Consider the following 24,456-nt stretch of genomic DNA (forward strand, 5'->3'; position numbering starts at 1 on the left):
CAGGATTGCTAACAATAGGAATGTAATCTATTTCAGAGCAATCGTAAATGGAGTGTGCGTGGGAACCGCGTATATTTTATTTGTCGCAGCGCTTGTTAGTTTGATTTTTCTATATCACATGAAGTGGGATTCGTAAAATCCTGATGTAGATAAATTAACCGGCATTTAGCAGATTCTTCGATATTCATAAGCGAAGAAGTTGTTGTGATGCCGGTTTTTTGGTTCAGTATAAAATGAATGGAAATACCGTCCCAATTTAGAGTGTAAAGAGTTTTATTAATGAAGACGGATTGAGGTGAACAGGATGGCGAACCGGAGCGACGATCAATGGAATCGTCCGTTACGGGACTTAAGAATATCCGTCATAGACCGATGTAATTTTCGGTGCCGATATTGTATGCCGGAAGAAATATTTGGCCATGACTATCCGTTTCTGCCAAAAGAAAAGATATTGACCTTTGAGGAAATTACGCGCCTTTCTCGTATTTTTGTCTCGCTGGGCGTTACGAAGCTACGTATTACTGGTGGCGAGCCGTTGCTGAGGAAAAATTTGTCCTTGCTTATTCATTCGTTAACTCAACTCGATGGGGTTGAAGATATTGCAATGACGACAAACGGCGTATTTTTGCCTAAATATGCTGTAGCACTGCGAGAGGCGGGACTAAAGAGAGTGACGGTTAGTCTGGATTCGCTCGATGATGATCGGTTCCGCCAAATGAACGGGGGCAGAAGCAGTGTAAAGGCGGTGCTGGATGGTATTGAGGCTGCGGCTCAAGCAGGGATGCAGGTGAAAATAAATATGGTCGTGCAAAAGGGCTTTAACGATCAGGATATTGTTCCCATGGCCGATTATTTCCAAAAGGAAAAGCATATTTTACGTTTTGTTGAGTTTATGGATGTAGGCAACACCAATGGCTGGAAATTGGATCAGGTCGTTTCCAAGCAGCAGATCATCGAAGCCATTCACGAGCATATGCCGTTAGAGCCTGTCCCACCCCAGTACAAAGGTGAGGTGGCGACGCGCTACAGGTATCAGGACAGAGACGGGGAAATCGGCATTATTTCGTCTGTTACGGACGCCTTCTGCTCCACATGTACACGAGCGAGAATTTCTGCTGAAGGCTCCTTGTACACGTGCCTGTTTGCCTCGCAAGGGTACAAGCTTCGCGCGATGCTGCGTTCCGAACAGTCCGATGACGAGATTAGAGCTTACATTGAGCGTGTTTGGAGAGAACGTACCGATCGCTATTCAGAGGAACGGCTGAATCATACACAGCAAGCAACATCTAAAATTGAAATGTCACACATCGGCGGGTGAGCCGAAGAGCCAGCCTGTCAGAAACAAGGGAGTGGAGCACATGGAAAAGCCAGCTGAGGTAAAACGTGAGATTCTACGTTATCGTGACGGTCAGATCAAGCGTTTTGAAGACACTGTGGTGACGGAGCATCCGGTGACCATCAAAATCAATCAGCAGGAATTTGCTACCATGGTTTGTACACCGGAGTATGTGGAGGATATGGCGGTAGGTTTTTTGGCCTCTGAAGGCGTCATTCAACGGTACGATGATATCGAAGATATTTGGGTTCAGGAAAAAGAAGGTTTTGTTCATATTAAAACCCGTCGAATGAATGAGTTTTATCAAAACTTTCATTCCAAACGGTACATTACCTCCTGCTGCGGTAAAAGTAGACAGGGCTTTTATTTTATGAATGATGCCAAAGTGGCAAAAAGAATGAATGACACCCATGTTACGCTGTCCTTTGACGATTGCTTCCGCTTGATGAATTTAATGCAAAGCTCGGCACTTACGTTCCAACAGACCGGTGGTGTTCATAATGCAGCGTTGTGCGATAAAGACGGCATGATCCTGTCCAGAATAGATATCGGCCGACACAATGCGCTGGATAAAATCTATGGACATTGCTTAAAACATGATATTGTATTGCAAGACAAAATCATAGTATTCAGCGGACGCATTTCGTCTGAAATTTTGTTGAAGGTTGCGAAGATTGGCTGTGAAGTTGTTTTGTCCAAGTCAGCTCCCACAGAGCTTGCACTTGAGTTGGCTGAGGATCTGGGAATTACGACCGTCGGCTTTATACGCAGTCGTTCTCTGAATGTGTATACGCATACTGAACGGATTGATGAACTGGTCGAATCTAAAATATAATATACAAATCTTCAATGTACACCGTCATAGTTAACCAGCATGGAATAAAACCTTTCGGGGTATTCATTCATGTTGGTTTTTCTTGGTACATATGTGGTGGACATTCACTGTACTGAAAAGGAGGGCATGTTAAATGAACTATCATATTCAAGTATTTGCCGGACTTGCGGAACAGATGGGAGGGCCTATAATTATGGTGCCTACTGAGCAAGAAACGATGACCGTTGCCGCGTTAAAAGACTTGCTATCCGAGTGTTTCCCTGAATCGGCAGCTCAGTTGCAGGGTTCTTTTGTTGCCAGAAATCAAGCCTACGCCGCTCCTGAGGACCTCGTGAGTATATATGATGAGATTGCGATTATTCCTCCGGTTTCAGGAGGGTAAATTCTATTATATAGATAGATGAATTCGATAGAATAGGTGCAAGGGGGCAGATCATATGCAATACCGTATTCAGCTATTCGCAGGTATGGCGGAGCAACTTGATGATGTGATCACAGTAGAACTTTCACAGGAAACGGTGACCATGGCAGACATTCGAAAAAGGCTGAATGAGCTGTACCCGGAAGTGACTTCACAACTGCCAGGTTCTTTTTTTACCCATCATAAAAAGCTGGCTTCTCCAGATGAACTTGTGCTTCCATCAGATGCAATTGCTCTTCATCAGTCAGCACCCGGGATGGAGACGGTCGTTTCAAAATGTGGTTTATTTGCCATTACGTACGACCCGATTGATGCCGATGAAGTAACCTCAAAGGTGCTCGACCCTTCTCATGGCGCCTCGCTGACCTTTAATGGTACGACTCGGGAATTTACGCAAGGTCAGCGAACGGTGCTGCTTGAATATGAAGCGTATGTCCCGATGGCCATGAACACGATGAAGCAGATTGGTGACGAAATTGCAGAGCATTGGCCTTCTACACGTACTGCGATTACACATCGGCTTGGCACGGTCAGAATTGGAGAGACGAGTGTGGTGATTGCTGTCTCTGCTGCACACCGCGATACTTGCTACGAAGCCAGCCGCCATGCCATTGAACGGTTAAAGCAAATCGTACCGATTTGGAAAAAGGAAGTGTGGGAGGACGGCTCAGAATGGAAGGGGCATCAGCTGGGCGGCTGGAATCCTCAAAATACCCCAAAGCTTTCGAATAAGGACGAGGACATCTGAGCTTTTAGCTTGTCTGATCAACTTGTAGCTATCAATGGATAAGTATGGAGGGTAAACCAACGATGTCAGAAATGGACAAAATCCAGAAAATAGAAGTTGCTGCACAAGCACATGCGCATGCGTCTCATGCCCGTTATTCTAGACAGGAATTATTCTCGAAAATTGGACCGACAGGCCAGCAAAATATCCGTAGTAAGCACGTGCTGATGGTGGGGGCCGGCGCACTGGGCACTGCCAATGCTGACATGCTGGTGCGAGCGGGCATCGGACGGCTGACGTTGGTAGACCGCGATTATGTAGATTGGAGCAATTTGCAGCGCCAACAGCTCTATGACGAAGCGGATGCCCGTGATCAGATCCCCAAGGCAGTGGCCGCGCAGAAGCGATTGCAGCAAATCAATTCGGACGTGGACATTCGTGCGCTAGTCCGGGACGTCTCGCTAGATGAAATCGACGATATCGCAGCAGGGGTGGATCTCATCGTAGATGCCACCGACAATTTCGATACACGTCTGCTTATGAACGATTATGCGGTCAAGCATCGAATCCCTTGGATTTACGGGGCGTGTGTGGGCAGCTATGGGACAACCTTTACCATCGTGCCAGGGCAGACACCGTGCCTGCATTGCCTGCTCGGAACCGTACCGCTCGGCGGTGCGACCTGTGATACGGTCGGTGTGATTAGCCCGGCTGTACAGATGGTGGCGGCTTATCAAAGCGCCGAGGCATTGAAGCTGCTCACCGGGAACGAATCAGCCTTACAGGGTAAGCTGATTTCCTTCGATCTGTGGAACAATCAGCATCAGGCGATCCAAATCAGCGCCATGAAGAAAGCCGATTGTCCAACATGTGGTGAGTACCCTGTGTATCCTTTTTTACAATCGGAGCATCAGGCTAAAACGGCTGTCTTGTGCGGACGAGATACGGTTCAAATCCGCCCGGCCCCGGGTACTGTACGTGATCTGAATGAAGCGGCACGTTTGTTATCCCGTCAGGGGGGCAAAGTGGAGCATAATCCATACCTGGTATCCGTTGTTATCGGAACGCATCGAATTGTTCTTTTTCAGGATGGACGCGTCTTAATTCATGGCACGAAGGACATCGCTGAGGCGAGATCGATTTATCACAAATATTTGGGTTGACCCAATAGATTCGAACCGTTATGAGATGTACAATGTTTTCTTATTTTCGCCATCACATTTTCGTCATCTCATTTTGGAATTTATAGGATAGGGGAAGAACAAATTGAAAAAGAAATTTGGGTACATATTCACGTTCGTTGGATTGTTGGCATGGGTTCTGGCGGGGTGCTCGTCTCCGGCTGCTGTACAGTCGGCACAGTCTGCACCCAAGACAGAACTAGTCGTATCTGCCGCTGCAAGTCTTCAAGATAGTCTGAATACGCTCAAGGACCAGTATGAGAAACAGCACCCAGATATCAAACTTACCTTTAACTACGCTTCATCTGGTACATTACAAAAACAAATTGAACAAGGCGCACCCGCTGACGTATTTATTTCGGCGGGCATGAAGCAAATGAAGGCATTAACGGATGCTTCATTGGTGGAAAAGGATAACGTGTTGCTTCAAAATAAACTGGTTGTGGTTGTTCCACAAGATAAGGCGAAAAGCACAGATAACAAAAGCATTACGCTCAATGACTTGATGGGTCCTTCTTACCTGAAAGTGGCTGTTGGGGAGCCTACTACCGTTCCCGCCGGACAGTATTCCAAAGAATCGTTAACGAAGGCTGGACTATGGGACAAGCTGGAACCTAAGATGGTATTCGCCAAGGACGTAAGACAGGTATTAAATTATGTTGAAACAGGCAATGCCGATGCAGGACTCGTCTATCTGACGGATGCCAAATCATCTGATAAAACGGTCATAGCACTGGAAGTGCCTGAGGAATTGCATGCACCCATCCTGTATCCTGAAGGCATTGTAAAAGCAACCAAACACAGCCAGGAAGCAGGCGAGTTTCTTAATTTTCTACGGACAGATGAAGCTATGAGTGTGTTCAGTAAAGATGGATTTTCAGCCCCTACAGAAATGACGGGAAAATAGAATTCACAGATAAAGGAGGGGGTTCCGTTGGATTGGTCAGCTTTTCTTCCTCCGGTTATCGTATCTGTTAAAGTTGCTGTCGTCGCCAGCATCATCGTCTTTTTATTAGCTACTGTGGTAGCGCGGATGATGGCGAACTGCACGCCGCGGAGGGGAACCAGCGTGATTGAGACCGTCCTACTTCTTCCGCTCGTTTTGCCTCCCACTGTTGTCGGCTTTATTTTGCTCATCTTGCTGGGAAGGAAAAGCTGGATTGGCACTGCCTTCGAAAGCTTGTTCCAGCAGACGATTGTATTTACATGGGGAGCTGCAGTGGTGGCGGCCGTAGTTGTTGCTTTTCCACTGGCTTACCGTACCATTAAAGCAGGTTTTGAAGCTGTAGACCCAGAGGTAGAGGAGGCTGCACGTGCGCAAGGTGCCAACGAATGGCAAGTGTTTCGCCACATTACGATGCCCCTTGCCTACCGACCACTCATTTCAGGATACATTCTCGGATTTGCCCGAGGGTTAGGAGAATTTGGCGCTACGCTGATGCTTGCGGGTAATATTCCTGAACAGACCCAAACCCTGCCTACAGCGATTTACACCGCGTCCGAGGTCGGAAATATGACACTCTCTTGGAGCTGGGTAGCTGTCATCATTTTATTCTCTTTTATTATGTTGATGCTTTCTAATCGACTGGTAAAGGATTAGTCCGTTGGAGTAAGAACATGCGTAGTCTGCCGATAGGGTAGGCTGTGTTTTATTTGTCTTGAGAAAATAAAACTCTTAGACTTCTTCATTCACTCTCCAACTCTTGGCATTCGAGGTACTGGAGACTCGCGGAAGGTCGAGGCGGTACTCCGTTTGCAGGCGTAACAGATTCGGTGAATTTTTGTGGTATAATTTACAAAAAAATAAGCAAAGGGAGATGGGGAACCATGAAGAAATTCGGGCAAATGTTTCTGGTAGGTTTAGCCATGGTTTTCGGGCTTGGTCTGGTGGCCGGAAATGTGCAACCTCCCGCTGCTTCCGCGGCCGGTACAGAATATTATGTGTCCACGAGCGGCAGCGACTCTAATGCCGGAACGAACGATGCGCCGTGGAAGACGTTGCAGCACGCGGCTGACGTGGCTCCTGCGGGCAGCACGGTTTACGTCCGAGGCGGCGTGTACAAGCAGAAATTAAAGATTACCCGCTCTGGCTCCGCTTCGCAGGGTCCAATTGTGTTCACCAACTATGGGACAGAGACCGCCATTATTGATGGCAGCGGACTTTCGGTCAGCGGGAACGAAGGGCTGATCGAACTGGCCGATGTCAATCACGTTACCGTTCAGGGGTTTGAAATCCGTAATTTTACCACTGCTTCCAAGAACACGGTGCCCGTAGGTATTTATGTCCACGGTTCGGGCGGCTTCATTAATTTGTCCAACAACAAAATCCATGACATCAAAAACACGGTCACCCCGACTGGCAAAGATCGGCTGGGCCGGGACGCTCACGGTATCGCTGTTTATGGCACGAAAGCTCCGGCTTCGATTCACGACCTTACGATCAGCGGTAATGAGCTGTACAATCTCGTGCTGGGCTCCAGCGAATCGCTCGTTTTAAACGGCAACGTGGACGGCTTTGCGGTGACCGACAACCGCATTCACGATAATGACAACATCGGGATTGATCTGATCGGCTTTGAGGGAACTGCGCCGAATACTGCTTACGATCAGGCGCGAAACGGGCTAGTGAAGGGCAACCGGGTGTACAATAATTCTGTTCAAAATAACCCATCTTACAAGAGCGATGACAACTCGGCCGGTGGTATTTATGTAGATGGGGGCAAGGACAGCATTATCGAGCAGAACTACAGTTACAACAACGACATCGGCGTCGAAATGGCCTCTGAGCATGCCGGCAAAGCCACCAGCAATATTACAGTCCGCAGCAACGTGATATATAACAACCGACTGACTGGTATTGCCATGGGCGGTTACAATGAGGAGCGCGGCTCAACGGTAAACTGCAAGATCGTGAACAATACGCTATACAAGAACGATACATTTGACGACGGAAGCGGCCAGCTTTTGGTTCAGTACGATACGCGAAACAATGTGATCAAAAACAATATTTTCGTGGCTAGCTCCACAGATATGCTGATCTCCAATGGATACACCAAAAATTCCGGCAATGTTGTGGATTATAATTTATATTTCGCTCCGAGCGGCAGCTCGGAAGCTAACTGGATCTGGAAAAATAAAGAGTATACGGGATTCTCCGCATACAAATCGGGAACCGGCAACGATACGCATTCTCTGTTTGCCGATCCTAAATTCGTGAATGCCGCGAACAGCGACTTCCATTTGCAGTCTTCGTCTCCTGCGATCGATGCCGGGAACACGGACCGTGCCATCATTGGAACACTGGATATTGACGGGAAGCCCAGAGTACAGGGAGCCGCGGTGAACATCGGTGCCTACGAGTAAGTCTTATATTTTATGACCAACAGTGCATACCGAAATTATGTGGGACCACTGATTGTACGTTTTTACAATGTTCCTTGCAATTAAAACTCCTTCAAAGAGAATCCCCATGTCGTAAGATATGAGGATAAACTTTGGAGGTGTTTTTGCGTTGGCAACAAGATTAAGCTATCCTCGGGAAGTGAAAATGGAAGTATACAAATGAGATTAGAAAGTAGTTCCTGTTCAAGAGGCTCTGATTAACATAGTTGTTGTACACCTTTGAACCATACGGACTTGATCGACAAGGTATCCGAGATGTTGGTTGTCGGATCACCGTTTACTAGTATAAGGTCAGCGAGCGCACCTTCGGTAATACAGCCGCGATCGTAAAGCCCAAAGCAACGGGCTGGTTTCGCAGTAGCCGACTGAAGCGCTTCTATGGGAGTAAATCCGGCCTCAACCAGCAATTGCATTTCATGATGAACGCTGGCTCCATGAGCAAGGCCGCCAAGATTGGGAACAGGAACGGGGGCGACATCCGTCCCGACCAGAATATCCACACCGGCACGGTGAAGATCCATCACATTTTTAAAGCTATTCTCCAAATTGCCTTGCGGGAAAGTATGGAAGCTCGAGTTCAAAATATCGATCCATTCTGGACTTAATTTGGAATAAACACGTGAATCATTCGCCAATTCTGATGCCGGATTTCCCAGAATGGATGAGTTCAATACTAAGCACGGTATAACAAATGCGCCTGAATCCGCTATGGATTTCACCAACTCGGATGTGCATTCGGGCCTGTCGAGAAATAAGTGACCCAATCCGTCGACTCCCATATCGATGGCGGTTTGCGAAGAATCAGCCGTCAAGACGTGGGCTATGACAATTTTATCGAATTTATGGGCTTCTGCCACGGCTGCTTTTAAAATCTCGTCGCTTAAAATAGGTAGTCCAGGGGCACCCAAGACCGTCCCTTCTTCAATCATGATTTTAATATAGTCGGCGCCACTCTCCACCTGGGTATGCACATGTTTGATCGCTTCTTCCACTGTCGTCACTTGGGGCACCTCTTCGTGATCGTGAGCGTAGGCGGCTAGCATAGCTTCCCGGTCTTCCTTAGGTAACTTCTCCAATTCCTTTAATACGAACTCCGGAATTTCATCCTCATCCTGCAATAATTCATCTGGATGACCACCTGGAGCAGTGATCGCTGTGCCGGCAGAACGGACTTCGGCGACGTCATTCACGTTTTTCAACTGGATCTTGCGCCCTCTTTCTGTAAAACTGCCGTTCATTTCGAGTTCTGTCGTGACGCCGAATTTTAAAGCATCTCGTAACCCACCGATTGAAGTGTGGACATGCGCATCAATCAGGCCGGGCAATAATGTCGCATTTTCCCCATCGATGATCGTTGCATGTGTCGGAAGGTCTCCGCCTACCGAAATAATGGTTTCCCCATGGATGACAACATTTCTGGGCTCAATAACTTTTTCACCATCGAAAATACGTACATTCGTAATCGCTGTAACTTTTTCTACCGTAGAGCTTTGAGTTACATTCTTCATGTCGTTCCTCCTTAGTGTTCAATCTTAAACACTTAGAATTCTAACTATTAGTTTTATAACTGTCAATAAACTAATTTTCATTTGACAAACAGTTTAGAGATTTATATAGTTTATTTACTGACAATTAGACTTCTAATAATTTGAGGAGATATGATTATGAAAACCCAAAAGGATACGGTTTATCTGGATTTGTTTCAGATTATTGGTCTTAAGTTAAAGAAAAGAGCGGACGAGAGCATAAAAGAGTTGGGATTAAATGCTCAACAAGGAAAAATGATTAAATATATCTACGAGAATCAAGAAAATGATTTAATTCAGAAGGATCTTGCCGATCGGTTTCATCTGCGCGGAGCCAGCATTACAAGCATACTTCAAGGTCTTGAGCAAAAAGGATTCATCGAGCGCAAAATCCCGGCCAATAATGAACGGCAAAAAAATATTTATGTTTTACCAAAAGCCATTGAATTGATTGAAGCTTTTAGTGACTCTTTCCAAAAGGTGGAGGACGAAATTGTTCAAGCCCTGACCGAAGAGGAGAAGCGAATTTTAGAGGAAATGTTAATCAAAATTAATGAACGCTTATAATTGCAGATAAAATCATGTTCCAAAAATCACTTTCGCTAGTCTCTGTTTTATATGATAGGAATCGGTTATGATGGAAATAGTAATAGGGATTTTAGTAGATTTTAGGAGAGCGGTGCGATATGAGAAGGGAAACGGGTTTTAACGAAATTATTCGAAAAGTACGTAAAGAGCTGTTTGGGAAAGGCCCGGAACGCATACATACGACCTTTGTAGATAATATGGCCATCACGATGCTGTATGGAAATTTAACCCCATCTGAAAAGTTTCTTGCACAAGAAGAATCCGGGAAAGAGATGGTGCATGCAGCCCGAACCAAAATGGTTCAAAAAATATATCCCACACACTTCAATAAAGAACTGGAGGATTACATGGATTCCCGGCTGCTGCACCTCTTTTCAGATATTAAAGTGGAGGAAGATATAGCCATCTCCGTTTTTGTATTTGAAGATAATATTACTGCAAAATAAAAAGAAGGCGGAACCGACATAGCATCCATATTGTCGGAGAGTTCGGCTGCACCTTCGATTTAATTAACGATGTCCTAATGGAATGAAAAGAGAGCTGTTTCTGTTTACACGTTTTTTCTTCTTCGATATTGATATTGGGACCATTGGTAGAGAACAAAACATCCTATGCAAAAACCAAGGATAGCCACCAAGGCCGCCACCAGGACCATGGCCGAGAATACATAAGCGACAATACTCCACTGGAGCATAAATCCTACCCAAGCGACCAACAGAAAAAAGACGGCAAGAAGCTGATTAAACCTTTGCTGCTCTCGGTCCTCCTGCACATACGAGGAGGGGCTTTTCTTCAAGAAAAGCTTGGCTATCCGCATTACCGGATTGAAGTTAAAAAGGACGCCGAGTAACCCCGCAATAAGAGGAATAACTAGCACCCCATATCCCCCTGTGATCCAAGTGAAAACTACAGATAAAACAATTACCCATTGATTAGCCCTGACTAACGGACGCGGAATGGAAGATGGATTTTGGCTCATATATATCATCCTTTTCATATCGGAATAAAGTAAAATCTGAAATTATTATAGCCTAACATTTGGAGAATAGATACCAAGAAAAAATGAAAGACTCTGCAAATCCATCTGCTAAGTTTTTTTTGTCTTTCTTAATTCCTAGCGATGTATCAGCCAATTTGTTACAATTTTTATATATGTCAATTGGGGAAGATAGACATTGTTTTACTCTATGCGCAAATCACGGATCATGAAAGGAACCTACATAGTTTATGAAAAGAAATGATTTTGGAAATAGGATGAAGGAATATGAAAATGCCTATAGATTAAGCCTACCACGCCGTTTACCTGTAATCATCAGAATTGATGGTGCGCATTTTCATACCTTTACACGTGGGATGACGAAACCTTTTGATGAGAAACTAATTTTTGCATTATGGGAGACGTGTAAATATTTGGCCTATAACATTATGGGATGTAAACTGGTGTATCATCAGAGCGATGAAATTTCACTGCTTCTTACGAATTATGACAAATTAACGACGCAATCCTGGTTTGAAAATAATCTTCAAAAGATGGTGTCCATATCTGCTTCTCTGGCTACAGCCAAATTTAATGAGGAGATCCAAAAGGTTTACCCAGGTCAGCCTTTAGCCACTTTTGATGCGAGAGCATGGGTCTTGCCCCAGGATGAGGTTACAAACTACTTTCTATGGAGACAGCAAGATGCTACTAAAAACAGCATTTCTATGGTGGCTCAAGCCCATTTCAGGCATTCAGAATTAGAAGGATTGAACGGAAATCAGCTACAAGACAAGCTTTTTGTGGAAAAAGGGCTAAACTGGAACGATATTCCAGTCTGGCAAAAGCGGGGAATTTGCATTACCAAACAACAGTACAACAAAGGCGAAGCCGTCAGAAGCAAGTGGGATGTTGATCATGAGACACCGATTTTTTCACAGAATAGAGATTATATTAACCAATATGTATACTTGGACAAGGATGTGTAGATTTGGAGTGTGTCATTTTTATAGGAATTCAGGCTTCGGGCAAGTCGACATTTTATAAAGAACATTTCTTCAAAACACATATGCGAATAAATCTTGATATGCTTAAAACACGGAATAGGGAAAATATTTATCTGCAAGCCTCCATTGAAACAATGCAGCGCTTTGTTGTAGACAATACAAATGCCACTGTTATAGAACGGAAGAAATATATCGATGCTTGTAAAAATAAGGGGTTTAAAATTATTGGCTACTATTTTGAGCCCGATTTTGCAGAATCTATTAAGCGTAATGAGCAGCGCACAGGCAAAGAGTATATTCCTGAAATCGGTATTAAAAGTGTAATGAGTAAACTAGAGGTCCCAAGTTACGAAGAAGGATTTGATGAAATTTACAGCGTGATTTCCAGTGAAGGGACGTTTCGGATCGAAAAGCAACCATAGAACCTAGAATCGTACAATTTAGGGGGAGCATCCATGAACATACCAGAGAGATTTATCAAACGGTTTCCAGCATATGAGGACGTATTTATTGGTAATCTTGAACATCACCGCAAGCACTTTCTGCCAATCTGCTCAATTAATCTCCAGTTCTTATTTCCAGAACAGAATGAGTGGCTTCATTTTGTTTCCGTAAAAGAAATCCACGAAGGCTGTGTGGGTGAAAATACTCAGCAATTTCATACCTCATATACCAAGGAAGATATGCTGGGTTTCGATGTAATTGACGGCAAATACAAATTCGAAGCAGACTGGAATTATTTTAGTCTTCATCGGAAAGAGCAATTGGAAGCTACCTATGAAGCGCTGAAATCTACTGGGGATAAAGCGTACCTACGTATGAAGAGAGAAGTTATGGCGTTGGACGGACTGGAACAGGTGTACATGGCTAATGAACAAGACTACCAAGCTCGCAAAGCATTTTTCCTGGAAAACAATAAAATTTATCCATATTCCTCCTTTGGGGAGGCCCAAAAGTCTGTGGAAGAGCTCACCCGTGATTTTGAGGAAAAGCAAACCAGCGGTTGGGGGCTGAATTTCCCTGAAGTTAACGGAATTTTGGATGATATCGCTTTTCAGTCTGACAAGGCTCAGAGTTATATCAAGGAATATGACGAATCTCTGGAAGAGATGCTCCAGTTCGAGCAAACCAATCTGCTTCATGTGCCTAAATGTCCCAATGGTGAGACTTTTGCCTATATCGGTTCCATTACCGGGTATTATTTTCAAGCGTGTGGGGCGGATACCGTCTATTTATTTTACGACCAAGAATTAAGTAAAGCGGTAATTTGCTTCGAATATTCATAAGTGAGGATTTTGCAAAATCCTGAAGTATAAAAAAACTCCCATAAAGGGAGTTTTTTATTTATTTCTTATTCATCTCCACATCATGCTCTTTAGCAAGTGTGTTGACTTGTTCACCAAAATCTCTGAATAGCTTTCTACCTTCGCTGAGCTTGGTGTTACTTTCATTGACTAAGTTCAGATCCTGTTTATCCAACGCATCGAGCATCTTAATGAAGGCTTCCTTTTGAGTACTGGCGGCCTTGATGTAGGTTTCGTGGACGGCTCTTACCTCAGGAGTTTCCGTCTTTACAGCTTCTAACTTATCAACAAATTTGGTGTATTCCGGGATGATATCGTCTTTTAAAGCATTATATAGTGTAACATCATCTGTAAAGTTATCTCCAGTCACAGCTTCATACTTATCAGTAACTGCTTTTTCATCTTGTGCCAAAGGAAGCATTCCATCATTTACATACGTGATTAAATCTTTTTTTATCGGATCGGTAGAGCAGGCTGCCAAAATGGAGAAGCAACATAATACTAACATAAACACGCTAAGTTTTTTCATCTGTATTCCCCTTTTTTATGTATGTTATGGGTAATTCGATTTATTTAATAGTCTTAAAGAACTATCCATATTATTTGATTATATCGTATAAATAAGAGAATGGTAGGATTTTTATGGTAAAATAGTGTCAAAATTAAGTTGATTAACCTAAACCTATTCACATGGAATTACAAATAAGAATGTTTTAAGAAGTATATTCCATTTGAACCAGAATTACTTTATGATAGAAAAGGACATCCTAGAATTTCCCTGTATATATTTGGAGAATGGTTGATTTTTTTTAATACATTTGAGAGGAGATTTCAGTATGCAAAGATTTAAAAAGGTGGTTTCAGTTACACTAAGCTCAATGCTCCTGCTTTCATTCGGTATGACGGCGAACGCGAGTGCAAGCCCAGAGGTGAAGACGGATCAAACGATTCAAGCAGTTTCCAATGTGCAGCTAACAACTGATAAGGAAAGTGTTATTGAACAATTAACACGCGCGGACAAGCCTGCCAGTATCACAGATTCGGTGTACACCATTACAGAAAATATTAACTTGGCGACACCACAGAAATCTGTATTGAAAAAGAGAGTTACCCCTTCGCTCAAAGCCAGTGCAAACTCAGTATCATCTAAAGCCGCAGCGACCGTAGCGACAGCGTCCACTGCTACATATTCCGGTACGATTACAGAAGAGGGAGGCACACAGTTTTTATATCCGATCTATTTGCAGCCGGGTGAATTGTTACAGGCTCAGTTGGATGGTCCATTTTCAGCCCAGCTTGACTATGACTTATACCTGTATGAGTTTGATATGGCGACAGGCGATATTAATTCCAATCCAATAGATGTTTCCAACTACGGGAATTATGTTAACAATTATGAGCAAGGAGCTGCTTCTCTTCCTGAAAACGTAGGAGCTCGCAACTCGATCGGAGCTGAAAAGGCTTACGCGCTTGCGGTTCATGCCAAGAAGGGGGCTAGCATCAATGACCTTTTCTATTTAACTGTAGCTGTAAGCTCCAACTATGATGCCTATGAGCCCGATGACAGTGCCTTTCATGCTTATAATTTTACGGTTAACGACAAAGGCTCCTCGATTAACTTCCGCACCATCCATTCCGCTAAAGACAACGATTGGTATCAAGTTACAGTGCCGGCCAGTCGTAATTATGATGCATTAAATGTGAAGCTGGACAGCACTTCGGAAAGCTATGGGTACAAAGCGGAAGTATATGCAGCTCTTACTGGCAATCAAATGGTGCTTCTACCGCAAACCAATCATAATGTTACCCTAAACACAGGGATCTACTATGTACGAGTGCACAGCACAAGTCAGTATTCAGCCGACCATTTGTATACACTATCGATTAAACCAGTGCTTCGAGCTGGCAAAATTGAAATTACCGGCTATAACTCCAATGGCTATTATGATTATCCGACATATTCTTACGGTCGTCATTATCGTATTAACGGAGGCAGCAGTCTGATCGTGAACGGTGTTGTGAAAACAACAGATGGTCAACTGGTTCCCAATGCTCCTGTCACGGTCGTATGGCTGGATAAGAACTGGACCGAGAGCAGCGGTAACCGTACGAGAACGGCTTCTACGTACACCGATGATAGCGGTAAATTCAGTGTGACCCTTTCTCTTCCACAATCGACAGGAAAAAATGTAGATTATATAAGTGAAATTGGTTCCACACACTACTATGATCTTACAGGAGTTGCCGCTCAGGTCGATGGAACTTCGATTAGTGCGACGGACATTGTTTATCTGTTTGCTTATAGCTTGAGAAATTAAGATATGCTTTAATGTAGTTTTGATTCATGAGAGTCGCTTTTTTTGAATGGTTAGCTGAGGCTTTCCATTTCTGAAAGAGCGACTTTTCATGTTTATTCACCAAGAATAAGAAAATGGTCTTGTTTTCATAGATTACAAATAGAAATTGTTTTGCATAATATATTCCAATAGAACCAAAGATGATTTATGATAGAGCCATACAGCCTAGAAATCACCCTGGTTTATCCGGGGATAGCGGGAATTCCTTAAACCATTTGAGAGGGGATTTCAGTATGAAGAGGTTCAAAAAGGCTATTGCAGTTATGTTAAGCATGATGCTCCTGTTTGCTTTCGGAATGACTGCGAATGCGAGTGAAAGTACGGAGGCTACATCGGATCAAGCGATTAAAGTGGAATCCGATATTCAGCTAACAACTGGAAATGAAGACGTGATTAAGCGTTTAACGCGAGCAGACAAGCCAGACAACGTTACGTCTTCGGTTTATGTCATGCAAGAAAATCTCAACTTCAAGACACCAGAGACAACATCATTGAAAAGGGAACCCATTTCTTCGCTGAAGGCAAACCCAATGGCTGCATCAGCCACAGTTTCCTCTGCTACGTATTCCGGTACGATTACGCAAGAGGGAGGCACACAATTTTTATATCCGATCTATTTGCAGCCTGGTGAATTGTTGCAGTCCCAGTTGGATGGTCCATTTTCAGCCCAGCTTGACTATGACTTATACTTATATGAGTTTGATATGACGACAGGTGACATTAATCCTAATGCCATTGACGCATCCACCTATGGTACTTATTTTAACAATTATGAACAGGGGGCTGCCTCACTTCCTGAGAACGTAGGAACCCGTAACGCTACCGGATATGAAAAGGCATATGCGATTGCTGTTCATGCCAAAAAGGGTTCCAGCATCAATGATCCTTTCTATCTAACGGTCGATACAAGCTCCAGCTACGATGCATATGAACCAGATGAGAGTGCTTTCCATGCCTATAACTTTACCTTTAGTATGGGCGGTTCATCGCTTAATTCACGCTCCATTCATTCAGGCATTGATAATGACTGGTACCAAGTTACGATCCCTGCCAGCCGCAATTATGATGCTTTGAACGTAAAGCTTGACAGTGTTTCGGACGGTTATGGCTACAAAGCGGAAGTCTACGGAGCTCTTACCGGAAACCAAATGGTGCTTTTGCCGCAAACGAACCATAATGTTAGCTTAAATACAGGAACCTACTATGTGCGAGTGTACACAACCAATCAGTATTCACCCAATCATTTGTACACACTTACACTGAAGCCAGTGCTTCGGGCTGGCAAAATTGAAATTACCGGTTATGATTCTGCTAATGGTCCTAATGATTATCCGAACTACTCATATGGTCGTCATTATCGGGTTAATCAACGCAGCAACCTTACCGTGAAGGGTGTAGTTAAGACAACTGATGGTTATCCAGTGGCAAATGCGCCTGTTGATGTGACATGGTTGAATCAGAACTGGACTGAAAGCAGCGGGAATCGTACTCGTACAGGTACAGCTTATACGGACCAGAATGGAGCCTTTAGTGTGACTCTTTCCCTGCCATCTTCCACTGGAAGTATAGCGGAATACCTGTCTGGAGCCATCAGTTTTACACACTACTATGATCTATCAGGGGTAGCGGTTCAGGTGTCAGGTACTTCGATTATAGACACAGATATTGTATATCACTTTGCCTATAGTATTTATGGCGGCTGATGGACGGGTTATTAAGCTAACACTTAAGGTAACTTGTTGCTTGAATATTTTATATCTGAAACAAAAGTAGTTCGTTTCAATATTTGTTCAATTTTAGGACAAAGCATATGTTCATTCCATATATGCTTTGTCCGATATATATAGAAACAGGGTCACATTACACTATACATACGCCTTAGATTGCCTGTTACAAACATGACAGGAGGAAATAGAATGAATTTTGGACCTCTTAGAGCACAGCAAGCGATTCTTAATGCAAGTAGCTTACGGATCAATCCGACAAGCAAGCAAGCTCCACCACCCCAGCTTCATGAAGAACAGGTCTCCAGAGTGGTAGTTCAAGACTCCGTGGAGATTAGTGAAGCCGGTAGACAGTTGGCGGAAGGAGCTATTGTATCACAGGCTGCCAAGTATTTCGGTACAACACAGATCAATGATTCATTAAACCGGGTTTTGGAAGGTCAGCCAGAAGAAGTGTCTAATGCAGTGTACAGTATGATTGAATCTAATTTTATCGTCGACGGAACAGTAACGGATGAGAGTCAACGAGCTGTGCTGCTGGAGATGGGAGTTACTCAATCCAAGTATATTGCCGATCATTACATGGAAGGCGACAAGGCCAAAGAGTTTCTGGAAACCATGAACCAGATTGCTAGTATTGCTTTGACACGATCCACTGATCCAGAGACCGGAGATATTAGCTACACGACTCCAATAGATCGTCCGTCAGGTGCTCCTGAGGATTATGTCAAGCTGTCGGAAGTGATGAAGCAGGTTGATCCTCAAAAATATACTGCGTACATGAATGATATTAAAGGTGGAGGAAATGGGCTGAGCCAACTGTTAAATTTTGCGCAAAAGGTTCCTCAACATCCCGATTGGATTGAGAAATACAAGGAACGTACGGGACAGAATGCAGAGTTGCTCAATAACACACCGCTAAACAATCGGTTTGACAAAGCGGATACGACATCAGCTTCTGCTTTTATGAACAGTATGCAAAATCTTCTTAAGGAATCTTCCACTGCTCAGGATTCTTACATGCAGAATATGCGGGGATTTTTTCGGAACTTGGGTGTTCAGATTCATTAACACCTTCAAATAATTTGTCAGTTCTGTTTACAACCTGATTGGAACGAAGTATAATAGCTTCAAAACATACTCGTGATATAGAGGAAGCACCTCAAACCTAGGCATTAACGCCTTTGTTTGAGGTGCTTTTTCTATTTTACCCGAAGCGAGTTTGTAAAACTCTTTGAAAATAAAATAAAAGTAAGGAGAAGTGTATGTATCGAAAAAATAAGCGAAAGGTAAGGAAGTATAGGAAGTGGGTGTACGGATTTTTGGCTGTAGTCCTACTATTAACGATGATTCCCATATTTCCGGAAAGGGTATCAGCTGCTACTCAGGAGATCATGGGAGGCCCTTTTTGCCAAAACAATTTGCCGGGTGGAGGCGACAGTTGGGGCTCTTGGTCAGGAAGTGGGATAGGAGCAACGGAAGTATACACTGGCATGGGTTCGGCGAGATATAAATGTGATGGTACTACGCAGCCGACTGAACGTTTTGTTGATATTGGAAGATCTATTAAGACTTCGGATTACAGGATTTTTGTTTACATTGAAGGGTCGTATCATACTGATATATATACATCTAATAACGCAGCAGGCGACAGTTGGAGGCCTAACGGAACGAACTTATACACATGGACTAATATAACGAAATTCTACGCCGATAGATTTTACCAGGGAAAATGGATAGATATCACCGACTCTATTACATTAAGGGATGTTCGATATTTCAGAGCGATGGGAACTAACCAACAGACAAGCAATGAAATATCCAAGTTTGGAATCCGTGTTATTCCCAAATCAGATTTCATGCCTAAACCACCGCAGATTCATGCAGGCGCTGAGGGCCAGGCTGTCACAGAATGGACCAAAGAACCTGTAACCGTGTGGATAAATGGGGACGTGGCTCCTGAAGGACTAAAATACTATGAATATAGCCTGAATGGAGGAGCATTCCAGCTATACACAGGTCCCTTTACTGTATATGATCACGGTGTAAATACGATCTATGCCCGGACAGTAGACGTGAATAACCAGTATAGTGGTCTTTCTTCCGGGAATGTCCGAATAGATAAGATGCCACCAACTCCACCCATCCTAAACGCAACGGGAAACAGTAATGACTATACGATTTCATTACAACCGGGTGTAGACGATTATTCTGGACTAGCCCATACTCAATTTCGTATGACGGGCGTTGTGAATCAGGATTGGCAGGATTATAGTGGAGTGTTTCATGTGAATAAAGATGGTAAAAGCACGGTACATGCACGCTCCATTGACGGCGTCGGTAATGTGAGCCAAGAAGTAAGTAAAGAAGTCACCATTGATAAAAAGGGACCGACGGCTCCTACCATCCGGGCTAGCGAGACAGGGCCAACGATCCGTGATGTGAATATTGCTATTGATTCAGGAAGTGACTCTACAAATGGAATTAAGATGACACAATATCGCTTGGGCCCATTAGGGGAATGGCAGACATACAATGGCACTTTTACATTAAACGCAGAAGGGATTTACGAATTATCAGCGCGGACGATCAATAATCTCAACGTGTCTAGTCCAATCGTGACTCAATCGGTCATGATTGATCGAACCAAGCCAACGCCTCCGAAAGTTACGTTTTCCGAGGTGACGATACCTACCGGATATACCAATAAGCCAGTGCAGTTTACTCTATCGGGTGCGACGGATACTACAGCAGTACATTATGAATATCAATTGGGTTCTGGCACCTATGTGTCTGGTTCGTCTGGAATATTAAATGGTTCGGGTATCGTAAAATTGACTGCTCAAGCTGTAGATGCAGCTGGGAATCGAAGTGATCCAGTATCCGCAATATCTTATATTGATTTGGAACCACCGACGATTCAACTGACGCCGGATTCGCGTGAATGGAAAGATACCCATATTCATGTGAGGATACGATATGCCGATCAGCATTCGGGGATTGAGTCATCCACAATGCAGTATAAAATCACGAACAGCCCTGATTCACCAGAAAACTGGGATGCTTCAGCCGATACAACAATCCAGATGGATCTTTCAGATGAAGGTGAATGGTATGTTCATGCCAAGGTCAAAGACAGGGTGGGTAACATTTATGAAACGGTCAGCAGTGCACTTCGCATTCAAAGGCAGCCCCAGTCGGTTGTGCTCTCTGCGACATCCATACGAAATACAGAAGCTGATTTGCAGTGGACTCTCCCGTCTGGTCTTGATGATGGTTACGTTTATACAGTCCGAAATCTAACAACTAATGAGGTTTGGGATGTTACGCATCCGACAAATTCTTTTACAGATAGAGGGCTACAAGGAGGACGGCAATACGAATATGAAGTGCGTTCTAGTAATCATGTGGGAGGTAATGCGTATTCTAATCGAGTCCATATATTAACGTTACCTGATGCCCCTGAGCATATCCAGTTACGACCTGTCTCTCGTCATTCTGCAGAAATCATGGCTGACTTTACGCCAGTCTCATCAGCTAACAAATATAATATTACAGCAGCAGACGTAAGTACGGGAGAAATCATATTTAAGGATACGGTTACACAGGATGTGTATAATCCAATTACGGGAATGAAGCCTGGTAAATATTACGATGTTTCTGTATCAGCTATTAATGACACTGGAGAGGGTACAGCAAAGCATGTATCTTTTTTAAGTCTACCAGACAGCCCGAACGGATTTCGGAATGTAACTGTAAGAGAAGATGGAATCGACTTGAAGTGGAATTCTGTAATCACTGCCACCTACTACGCCCTAGAACGTGACGAAGTATCGGTTTATAACGATGTGTATACAGAATTCACCGATACTGATCTTCAGGCGGGAACAGAGTATGGTTATAACGTTTCCGCTGAAAATGCAACAGGATTCGGAGACTATGCCCATCTGGGAGTTATCACTTTACCTGATCGAGTAACGACATTATCGAGTGTGACGAAGGATGTGTATGCTATCGGTGTTGCGTGGCAGGATGTGCAGGGGGCTGAAGGATACATCTTGAATGTTAACGATGAACCGAAGGTGCGGGTTGCGCGTGGTATCCACTCTTATACTTTTGAGGGCTTGCCTGCTGGTAGATCTGCCAATATTAAAATACGAGCCCACAATCGAAGTGGCACGGGTGAAGATACATCTATCAACGCATTAACACTACCTGATTCGGCTATACAACTTGCAGCTGAAGATGTTCGCGAGCACGATGCCACATTGATATGGGCCCCGGTTGATGGGGCAACTCAATATAAGGTAACGATCAACGGTCAAAATTATTATAGTACGGAACCACGTGTGGTTGTATCTGGTTTAACAGGTGGGAGAAACTATGATTTTCAAGTGAGCAGTGGGAACAGTAGTGGTTTCAGCCAGCCAGCGTTGGGTGAGCTGCTGACACTTCCTCCTGAAGTACAAAATGTTAATGTTACAGAACTTGAGGGTGGCCAGATTTCACTGAGCTGGGATGAAATCAAGAGCTCTTCTCAATATACTGTAACCCGTAAAGATACGGGGGAAGTTTTTAACACCAGAGATGCCCATATTAAGCTTTCAGATATCCAGCCTGGTATGATTTACTCGTTTGGTATACAGGCCGTGAATACAACGGGGGTAGGTAATATAGCTCCCTTTACGCTTCGCGCTTTGCCAGGTCAAATACCAGACAATAGATTGACAGTGAAAGAAGTAACAGATACCGATTTGGTTGTTACGTGGAAAGAAGCTTCGGGTGCAGATGCTTACAATGTCTACCAAAACGAGGTGCTTATCGGTCATACGACCACCCATGAATTTAAAGTAGATGGATTGGACAGTTCTACAGTGTATCGTATTACCATTAAGCCAGTGAACACAAGTGGTGAAGGTAAGCAGACAGAAGGTCAGGTCGAGACGCTGCCGTCTCCAGCGTTTGCGTTTTTGAAGACGGAAACAACGAATAGTGAATTTATCATCCATTGGGAATCAGACCATGAGAATGATATTTTCGTCCTTGCCAGTGAAGGAGGAACAGAGCTATATCGTGGTAAGGATCGAAGCTATATCTGGAGACAACTTAAAGAGAAGCAGTTGTATACAGTTCAACTTTGGGCAGAAAATAGTCAAGGAAAACGCACAGAGGCAAAACAAGCGCATGGAAAAACAACGGGTAATACTGTGGACGTAGGTGGCGGAGCAGGAGGGGCGGAGAGTGTAAAACCGATTCAGCCTGTTATAAAGGAACCGATAGAAACAGAGCACATTCAGGATTCAACCGTTGAGAAGAAGCCAAATCATTTTAGTGACATTGATCGGATATTTAATAAAGAAAAAATAAATGTGCTTGCCGATTTGGGTATAGTAAAGGGAACAACCCACACGCTATTTGAGCCGAACAGACCTGTAACGCGTATGGAGTTCACTTCGATGCTGGTCCGTTCCTTGAAATTACCGCTCGAAACGGATGTGACTTTAGGCTTCGAGGATATTAATCCATCGGCGTGGTACGTTGATCTTCTCAAAACGGCGATTAAAGATCAGGTCGCTCGCGGGTTTAGTAATAGAGAATTTGGCCCAGATCGGGTCATTAACCGTGAGCAGGCGGCTAAAATGGTGAATAACATTATCAAAGCTACACCACAGCAAGAAAGCAGTGCATACTCGGATTCCTCTCAAATTGTAGAGTGGGCCAGAAAGGATGTACTTGGTCTAACCGAGATTAATTTAGTACAAGGATATCCAGATGGTAGCTTTCGGGCCAAGCAGGAGGTCACACGTGCGGAAGCGGCTGAGATGATTTATAACATGCTTCAAGTGAAATAGAACGAATCAAGGGGCGGCGTTGGCCAGCCCCTTTTTTTGTGTACTAACTTAACTTATTCCGCAATAGCAGGGTTTAAATTGGATGCTCTGTAGGCAGGAACGCCATTAATGAGTGCGGTTTTTAGCTGAATATATCGTATACCATAATAGGAGGTTGTACTACTCATCCCGGATGAAAGTACAATTATTTTATAATATGAAAAAGGAATCTCATTACTAAATTGATAGGTTGTTTTTGCAATGGTTGGCAAAGCTTCGACTTCACCTAACCTAAACCAATTTTCTCCGTCATTAGAGCCGTGAAAAGAAAATGAAAGAATAAAAGCTCGAGAAGATGGCTGAGCTAAAAGAATATCATTGATCGTCTTACCTGTATCTAATTTGAAGATGATTTCTCCACCTTTACCGCTTAAACTACTTTCCCAATATAGATTATTATCGATTAAAACATTTTTTGGAAAAGTATTTTTAGAATCTCCATTCGTTGAAACATTTTCCTCTGCTATAACAACAGGATCCACGGAAAAAGTATAGTCGTCTGGATTTTGACTGAATTTTGCCATGTTGAAATTCCTCCTTAAGTTTAATTTTTGAATGTGTCGAAAAGGTTGATTCATATCATTTATATGAAACTCTCTATGAATATATTCCTTGAACATGGAATGCATACTAGTTATACACTTATTATTTGGGAGATGGCATTTTCCCTTTGGATTGGGAAGTTTGTTTTAGTACTGTTGAGGAATATAAAAGAAAATTATTTGAGAAGTACACCACTTCCCAAGAATATAATGATTTTGTAATAGGTGGATTTAATGTGCTTACCGACAAAATAGATGCGATTCTGAATTATGCTTTAGAGAACTTTCGAAAAGAATTTCCTCATAATTATGAGTCGCGTTGTCCGGCTATGATATTTCCGTTGCCAAGAGGCGATGAAAGTAATGGTGCTGAGTTTGCTATTATTTTAAAACGAGATGAAGATGGAGATACAATGGTCTATTCGCCACTTCCATTGTCATATTTAGAAAGAAGTTAATACTCTACTGAAAGAAAATGGGGAAACCAAGTGATGAATAATGTAAAGCTATCCCGGGTCTTCCTCTGGCTATATGGAGTGCGTTGATTTGTGTCGAAGAGATCTCTACGCTTCGAATTAAGTATTGGAGGTTGCTCCAGAAAGATATCCGGCAAATTGTTACGGAGCAGTTTTCGGAGTA

The 24,456-nt window shown here is 43.5% G+C and carries 22 protein-coding genes; 18 read left to right on the plus strand and 4 right to left on the minus strand.

All coding sequences use genetic code 11. From position 1 onward, the window contains the following. Positions 1-304: 304 nt before the first annotated feature. The 8 genes from moaA (at position 305) to MKX59_RS09135 (ending at position 7,863) form a co-directional block, all read left to right on the plus strand. Positions 305-1,318 (plus strand): GTP 3',8-cyclase MoaA, encoded by a 1,014-nt coding sequence (moaA, locus tag MKX59_RS09100; protein ID WP_209942990.1) that lies wholly within the window; start codon positions 305-307, stop codon positions 1,316-1,318. A 40-nt stretch (positions 1,319-1,358) separates the two neighbouring features. Next, a complete protein-coding gene (fdhD, locus tag MKX59_RS09105) occupies positions 1,359-2,171 on the plus strand; it encodes a formate dehydrogenase accessory sulfurtransferase FdhD (protein WP_023989569.1) in 813 nt (270 codons plus the stop codon). 133 nt (positions 2,172-2,304) lie between these two features. Continuing rightward, positions 2,305-2,553: a MoaD/ThiS family protein gene (locus MKX59_RS09110; RefSeq protein ID WP_028542528.1), complete on the plus strand. Its 249-nt coding sequence runs from the start codon at positions 2,305-2,307 to the stop codon at positions 2,551-2,553. Positions 2,554-2,608: 55 nt separating this feature from the next. Beyond that, positions 2,609-3,340 (plus strand): molybdenum cofactor biosynthesis protein MoaE, encoded by a 732-nt coding sequence (locus tag MKX59_RS09115; RefSeq protein ID WP_160790455.1) that lies wholly within the window; start codon positions 2,609-2,611, stop codon positions 3,338-3,340. Positions 3,341-3,402: 62 nt separating this feature from the next. Then, on the plus strand, positions 3,403-4,482 hold the full coding sequence (locus tag MKX59_RS09120) for a thiazole biosynthesis adenylyltransferase ThiF (protein WP_023989566.1): 1,080 nt from the start codon (positions 3,403-3,405) through the stop codon (positions 4,480-4,482). Positions 4,483-4,585: 103 nt separating this feature from the next. Further along, positions 4,586-5,407, plus strand: coding sequence for a molybdate ABC transporter substrate-binding protein (gene modA, locus MKX59_RS09125; protein ID WP_069080357.1), 822 nt, complete (start codon positions 4,586-4,588; stop codon positions 5,405-5,407). A 27-nt stretch (positions 5,408-5,434) separates the two neighbouring features. Further along, positions 5,435-6,100, plus strand: a complete 666-nt coding sequence (modB, locus tag MKX59_RS09130) for a molybdate ABC transporter permease subunit (RefSeq protein ID WP_023989564.1) — start codon at positions 5,435-5,437, stop codon at positions 6,098-6,100. Between the two features lie 227 nt (positions 6,101-6,327). Next, complete coding sequence (locus MKX59_RS09135; RefSeq protein WP_160790186.1) at positions 6,328-7,863, plus strand: right-handed parallel beta-helix repeat-containing protein; 1,536 nt, start codon at positions 6,328-6,330, stop codon at positions 7,861-7,863. A gap of 236 nt (positions 7,864-8,099) precedes the next feature. Here the strand turns inward: MKX59_RS09135 and MKX59_RS09140 are convergent, their stop codons facing one another. After that, positions 8,100-9,410, minus strand: a complete 1,311-nt coding sequence (locus tag MKX59_RS09140; protein WP_023989563.1) for an amidohydrolase family protein — start codon at positions 9,408-9,410, stop codon at positions 8,100-8,102. Positions 9,411-9,566: 156 nt separating this feature from the next. Between MKX59_RS09140 and MKX59_RS09145 the strand changes: the two genes are divergently transcribed. Both MKX59_RS09145 and MKX59_RS09150 read left to right on the plus strand, forming a co-directional pair. Further along, a complete protein-coding gene (locus MKX59_RS09145; RefSeq protein WP_023989562.1) occupies positions 9,567-9,995 on the plus strand; it encodes a MarR family winged helix-turn-helix transcriptional regulator in 429 nt (142 codons plus the stop codon). Positions 9,996-10,114: 119 nt separating this feature from the next. Continuing rightward, a complete protein-coding gene (locus MKX59_RS09150) occupies positions 10,115-10,462 on the plus strand; it encodes a DUF2294 domain-containing protein (RefSeq protein WP_013311231.1) in 348 nt (115 codons plus the stop codon). Between the two features lie 104 nt (positions 10,463-10,566). On the opposite strand, the gene MKX59_RS09155 is transcribed toward MKX59_RS09150, so the two are convergent. Next, positions 10,567-10,995 (minus strand): DUF4395 domain-containing protein, encoded by a 429-nt coding sequence (locus tag MKX59_RS09155; RefSeq protein WP_023989561.1) that lies wholly within the window; start codon positions 10,993-10,995, stop codon positions 10,567-10,569. 248 nt (positions 10,996-11,243) lie between these two features. On the opposite strand from MKX59_RS09155, the gene MKX59_RS09160 reads away from it, so the two are divergent. From MKX59_RS09160 to MKX59_RS09170, 3 genes are read left to right on the plus strand one after another with little or no spacing between them, the layout of a single operon-like run. Continuing rightward, complete coding sequence (locus MKX59_RS09160) at positions 11,244-11,981, plus strand: tRNA(His) guanylyltransferase Thg1 family protein (protein WP_068942422.1); 738 nt, start codon at positions 11,244-11,246, stop codon at positions 11,979-11,981. Between the two features lie 2 nt (positions 11,982-11,983). Further along, a complete protein-coding gene (locus tag MKX59_RS09165) occupies positions 11,984-12,421 on the plus strand; it encodes an AAA family ATPase (protein WP_340858299.1) in 438 nt (145 codons plus the stop codon). Between the two features lie 33 nt (positions 12,422-12,454). Continuing rightward, positions 12,455-13,285 (plus strand): siderophore biosynthesis protein, encoded by an 831-nt coding sequence (locus MKX59_RS09170; RefSeq protein ID WP_160789949.1) that lies wholly within the window; start codon positions 12,455-12,457, stop codon positions 13,283-13,285. A gap of 58 nt (positions 13,286-13,343) precedes the next feature. On the opposite strand, the gene MKX59_RS09175 is transcribed toward MKX59_RS09170, so the two are convergent. Then, positions 13,344-13,832 (minus strand): hypothetical protein, encoded by a 489-nt coding sequence (locus MKX59_RS09175; protein WP_023989558.1) that lies wholly within the window; start codon positions 13,830-13,832, stop codon positions 13,344-13,346. 307 nt (positions 13,833-14,139) lie between these two features. Here MKX59_RS09175 and MKX59_RS09180 point away from each other — a divergent pair, with 307 nt between their 5' ends. The 4 genes from MKX59_RS09180 (at position 14,140) to MKX59_RS09195 (ending at position 23,236) form a co-directional block, all read left to right on the plus strand. Beyond that, the gene (locus MKX59_RS09180) at positions 14,140-15,621 is read left to right on the plus strand and encodes an Ig-like domain-containing protein (RefSeq protein WP_071558452.1); all 1,482 of its coding nucleotides are present in this window, start codon (positions 14,140-14,142) and stop codon (positions 15,619-15,621) included. 272 nt (positions 15,622-15,893) lie between these two features. Then, complete coding sequence (locus MKX59_RS09185; RefSeq protein ID WP_340858301.1) at positions 15,894-17,363, plus strand: hypothetical protein; 1,470 nt, start codon at positions 15,894-15,896, stop codon at positions 17,361-17,363. Between the two features lie 213 nt (positions 17,364-17,576). After that, entirely contained in the window at positions 17,577-18,455 is an 879-nt protein-coding gene (locus MKX59_RS09190; protein ID WP_340858302.1) for a hypothetical protein, read from the plus strand. Between the two features lie 194 nt (positions 18,456-18,649). Continuing rightward, on the plus strand, positions 18,650-23,236 hold the full coding sequence (locus tag MKX59_RS09195) for a fibronectin type III domain-containing protein (protein ID WP_340858303.1): 4,587 nt from the start codon (positions 18,650-18,652) through the stop codon (positions 23,234-23,236). Between the two features lie 53 nt (positions 23,237-23,289). Here MKX59_RS09195 and MKX59_RS09200 read toward each other — a convergent pair whose 3' ends face one another. Further along, a complete protein-coding gene (locus tag MKX59_RS09200; protein ID WP_209942976.1) occupies positions 23,290-23,799 on the minus strand; it encodes a discoidin domain-containing protein in 510 nt (169 codons plus the stop codon). Positions 23,800-23,945: 146 nt separating this feature from the next. On the opposite strand from MKX59_RS09200, the gene MKX59_RS09205 reads away from it, so the two are divergent. Further along, positions 23,946-24,275 carry a hypothetical protein gene (locus MKX59_RS09205; protein WP_245248474.1) on the plus strand — a complete coding sequence of 110 codons (330 nt, stop codon included), beginning with the start codon at positions 23,946-23,948 and terminating at the stop codon, positions 24,273-24,275. Positions 24,276-24,456: the final 181 nt, after the last annotated feature.

Origin of the sequence: Paenibacillus sp. FSL R7-0340 (genome assembly GCF_038002205.1) — a bacterium.
GTDB lineage: Bacteria > Bacillota > Bacilli > Paenibacillales > Paenibacillaceae > Paenibacillus > Paenibacillus polymyxa_B.

What these genes read in the sequence shown, in the direction of transcription:
- moaA (WP_209942990.1), top strand. Translation starts at nt 305, where the DNA reads ATGGCGAACCGGAGCGACGATCAATGGAATCGTCCGTTACGGGACTTA.
- fdhD (WP_023989569.1), top strand. Translation starts at nt 1,359, where the DNA reads ATGGAAAAGCCAGCTGAGGTAAAACGTGAGATTCTACGTTATCGTGAC.
- MKX59_RS09110 (WP_028542528.1), top strand. Translation starts at nt 2,305, where the DNA reads ATGAACTATCATATTCAAGTATTTGCCGGACTTGCGGAACAGATGGGA.
- MKX59_RS09115 (WP_160790455.1), top strand. Translation starts at nt 2,609, where the DNA reads ATGCAATACCGTATTCAGCTATTCGCAGGTATGGCGGAGCAACTTGAT.
- MKX59_RS09120 (WP_023989566.1), top strand. Translation starts at nt 3,403, where the DNA reads ATGTCAGAAATGGACAAAATCCAGAAAATAGAAGTTGCTGCACAAGCA.
- MKX59_RS09135 (WP_160790186.1), top strand. Translation starts at nt 6,328, where the DNA reads ATGAAGAAATTCGGGCAAATGTTTCTGGTAGGTTTAGCCATGGTTTTC.
- MKX59_RS09140 (WP_023989563.1), bottom strand. Translation starts at nt 9,410, where the DNA reads ATGAAGAATGTAACTCAAAGCTCTACGGTAGAAAAAGTTACAGCGATT.
- MKX59_RS09145 (WP_023989562.1), top strand. Translation starts at nt 9,567, where the DNA reads ATGAAAACCCAAAAGGATACGGTTTATCTGGATTTGTTTCAGATTATT.
- MKX59_RS09150 (WP_013311231.1), top strand. Translation starts at nt 10,115, where the DNA reads ATGAGAAGGGAAACGGGTTTTAACGAAATTATTCGAAAAGTACGTAAA.
- MKX59_RS09155 (WP_023989561.1), bottom strand. Translation starts at nt 10,995, where the DNA reads ATGAGCCAAAATCCATCTTCCATTCCGCGTCCGTTAGTCAGGGCTAAT.
- MKX59_RS09160 (WP_068942422.1), top strand. Translation starts at nt 11,244, where the DNA reads ATGAAAAGAAATGATTTTGGAAATAGGATGAAGGAATATGAAAATGCC.
- MKX59_RS09170 (WP_160789949.1), top strand. Translation starts at nt 12,455, where the DNA reads ATGAACATACCAGAGAGATTTATCAAACGGTTTCCAGCATATGAGGAC.
- MKX59_RS09175 (WP_023989558.1), bottom strand. Translation starts at nt 13,832, where the DNA reads ATGAAAAAACTTAGCGTGTTTATGTTAGTATTATGTTGCTTCTCCATT.
- MKX59_RS09180 (WP_071558452.1), top strand. Translation starts at nt 14,140, where the DNA reads ATGCAAAGATTTAAAAAGGTGGTTTCAGTTACACTAAGCTCAATGCTC.
- MKX59_RS09185 (WP_340858301.1), top strand. Translation starts at nt 15,894, where the DNA reads ATGAAGAGGTTCAAAAAGGCTATTGCAGTTATGTTAAGCATGATGCTC.
- MKX59_RS09190 (WP_340858302.1), top strand. Translation starts at nt 17,577, where the DNA reads ATGAATTTTGGACCTCTTAGAGCACAGCAAGCGATTCTTAATGCAAGT.
- MKX59_RS09195 (WP_340858303.1), top strand. Translation starts at nt 18,650, where the DNA reads ATGTATCGAAAAAATAAGCGAAAGGTAAGGAAGTATAGGAAGTGGGTG.
- MKX59_RS09200 (WP_209942976.1), bottom strand. Translation starts at nt 23,799, where the DNA reads ATGGCAAAATTCAGTCAAAATCCAGACGACTATACTTTTTCCGTGGAT.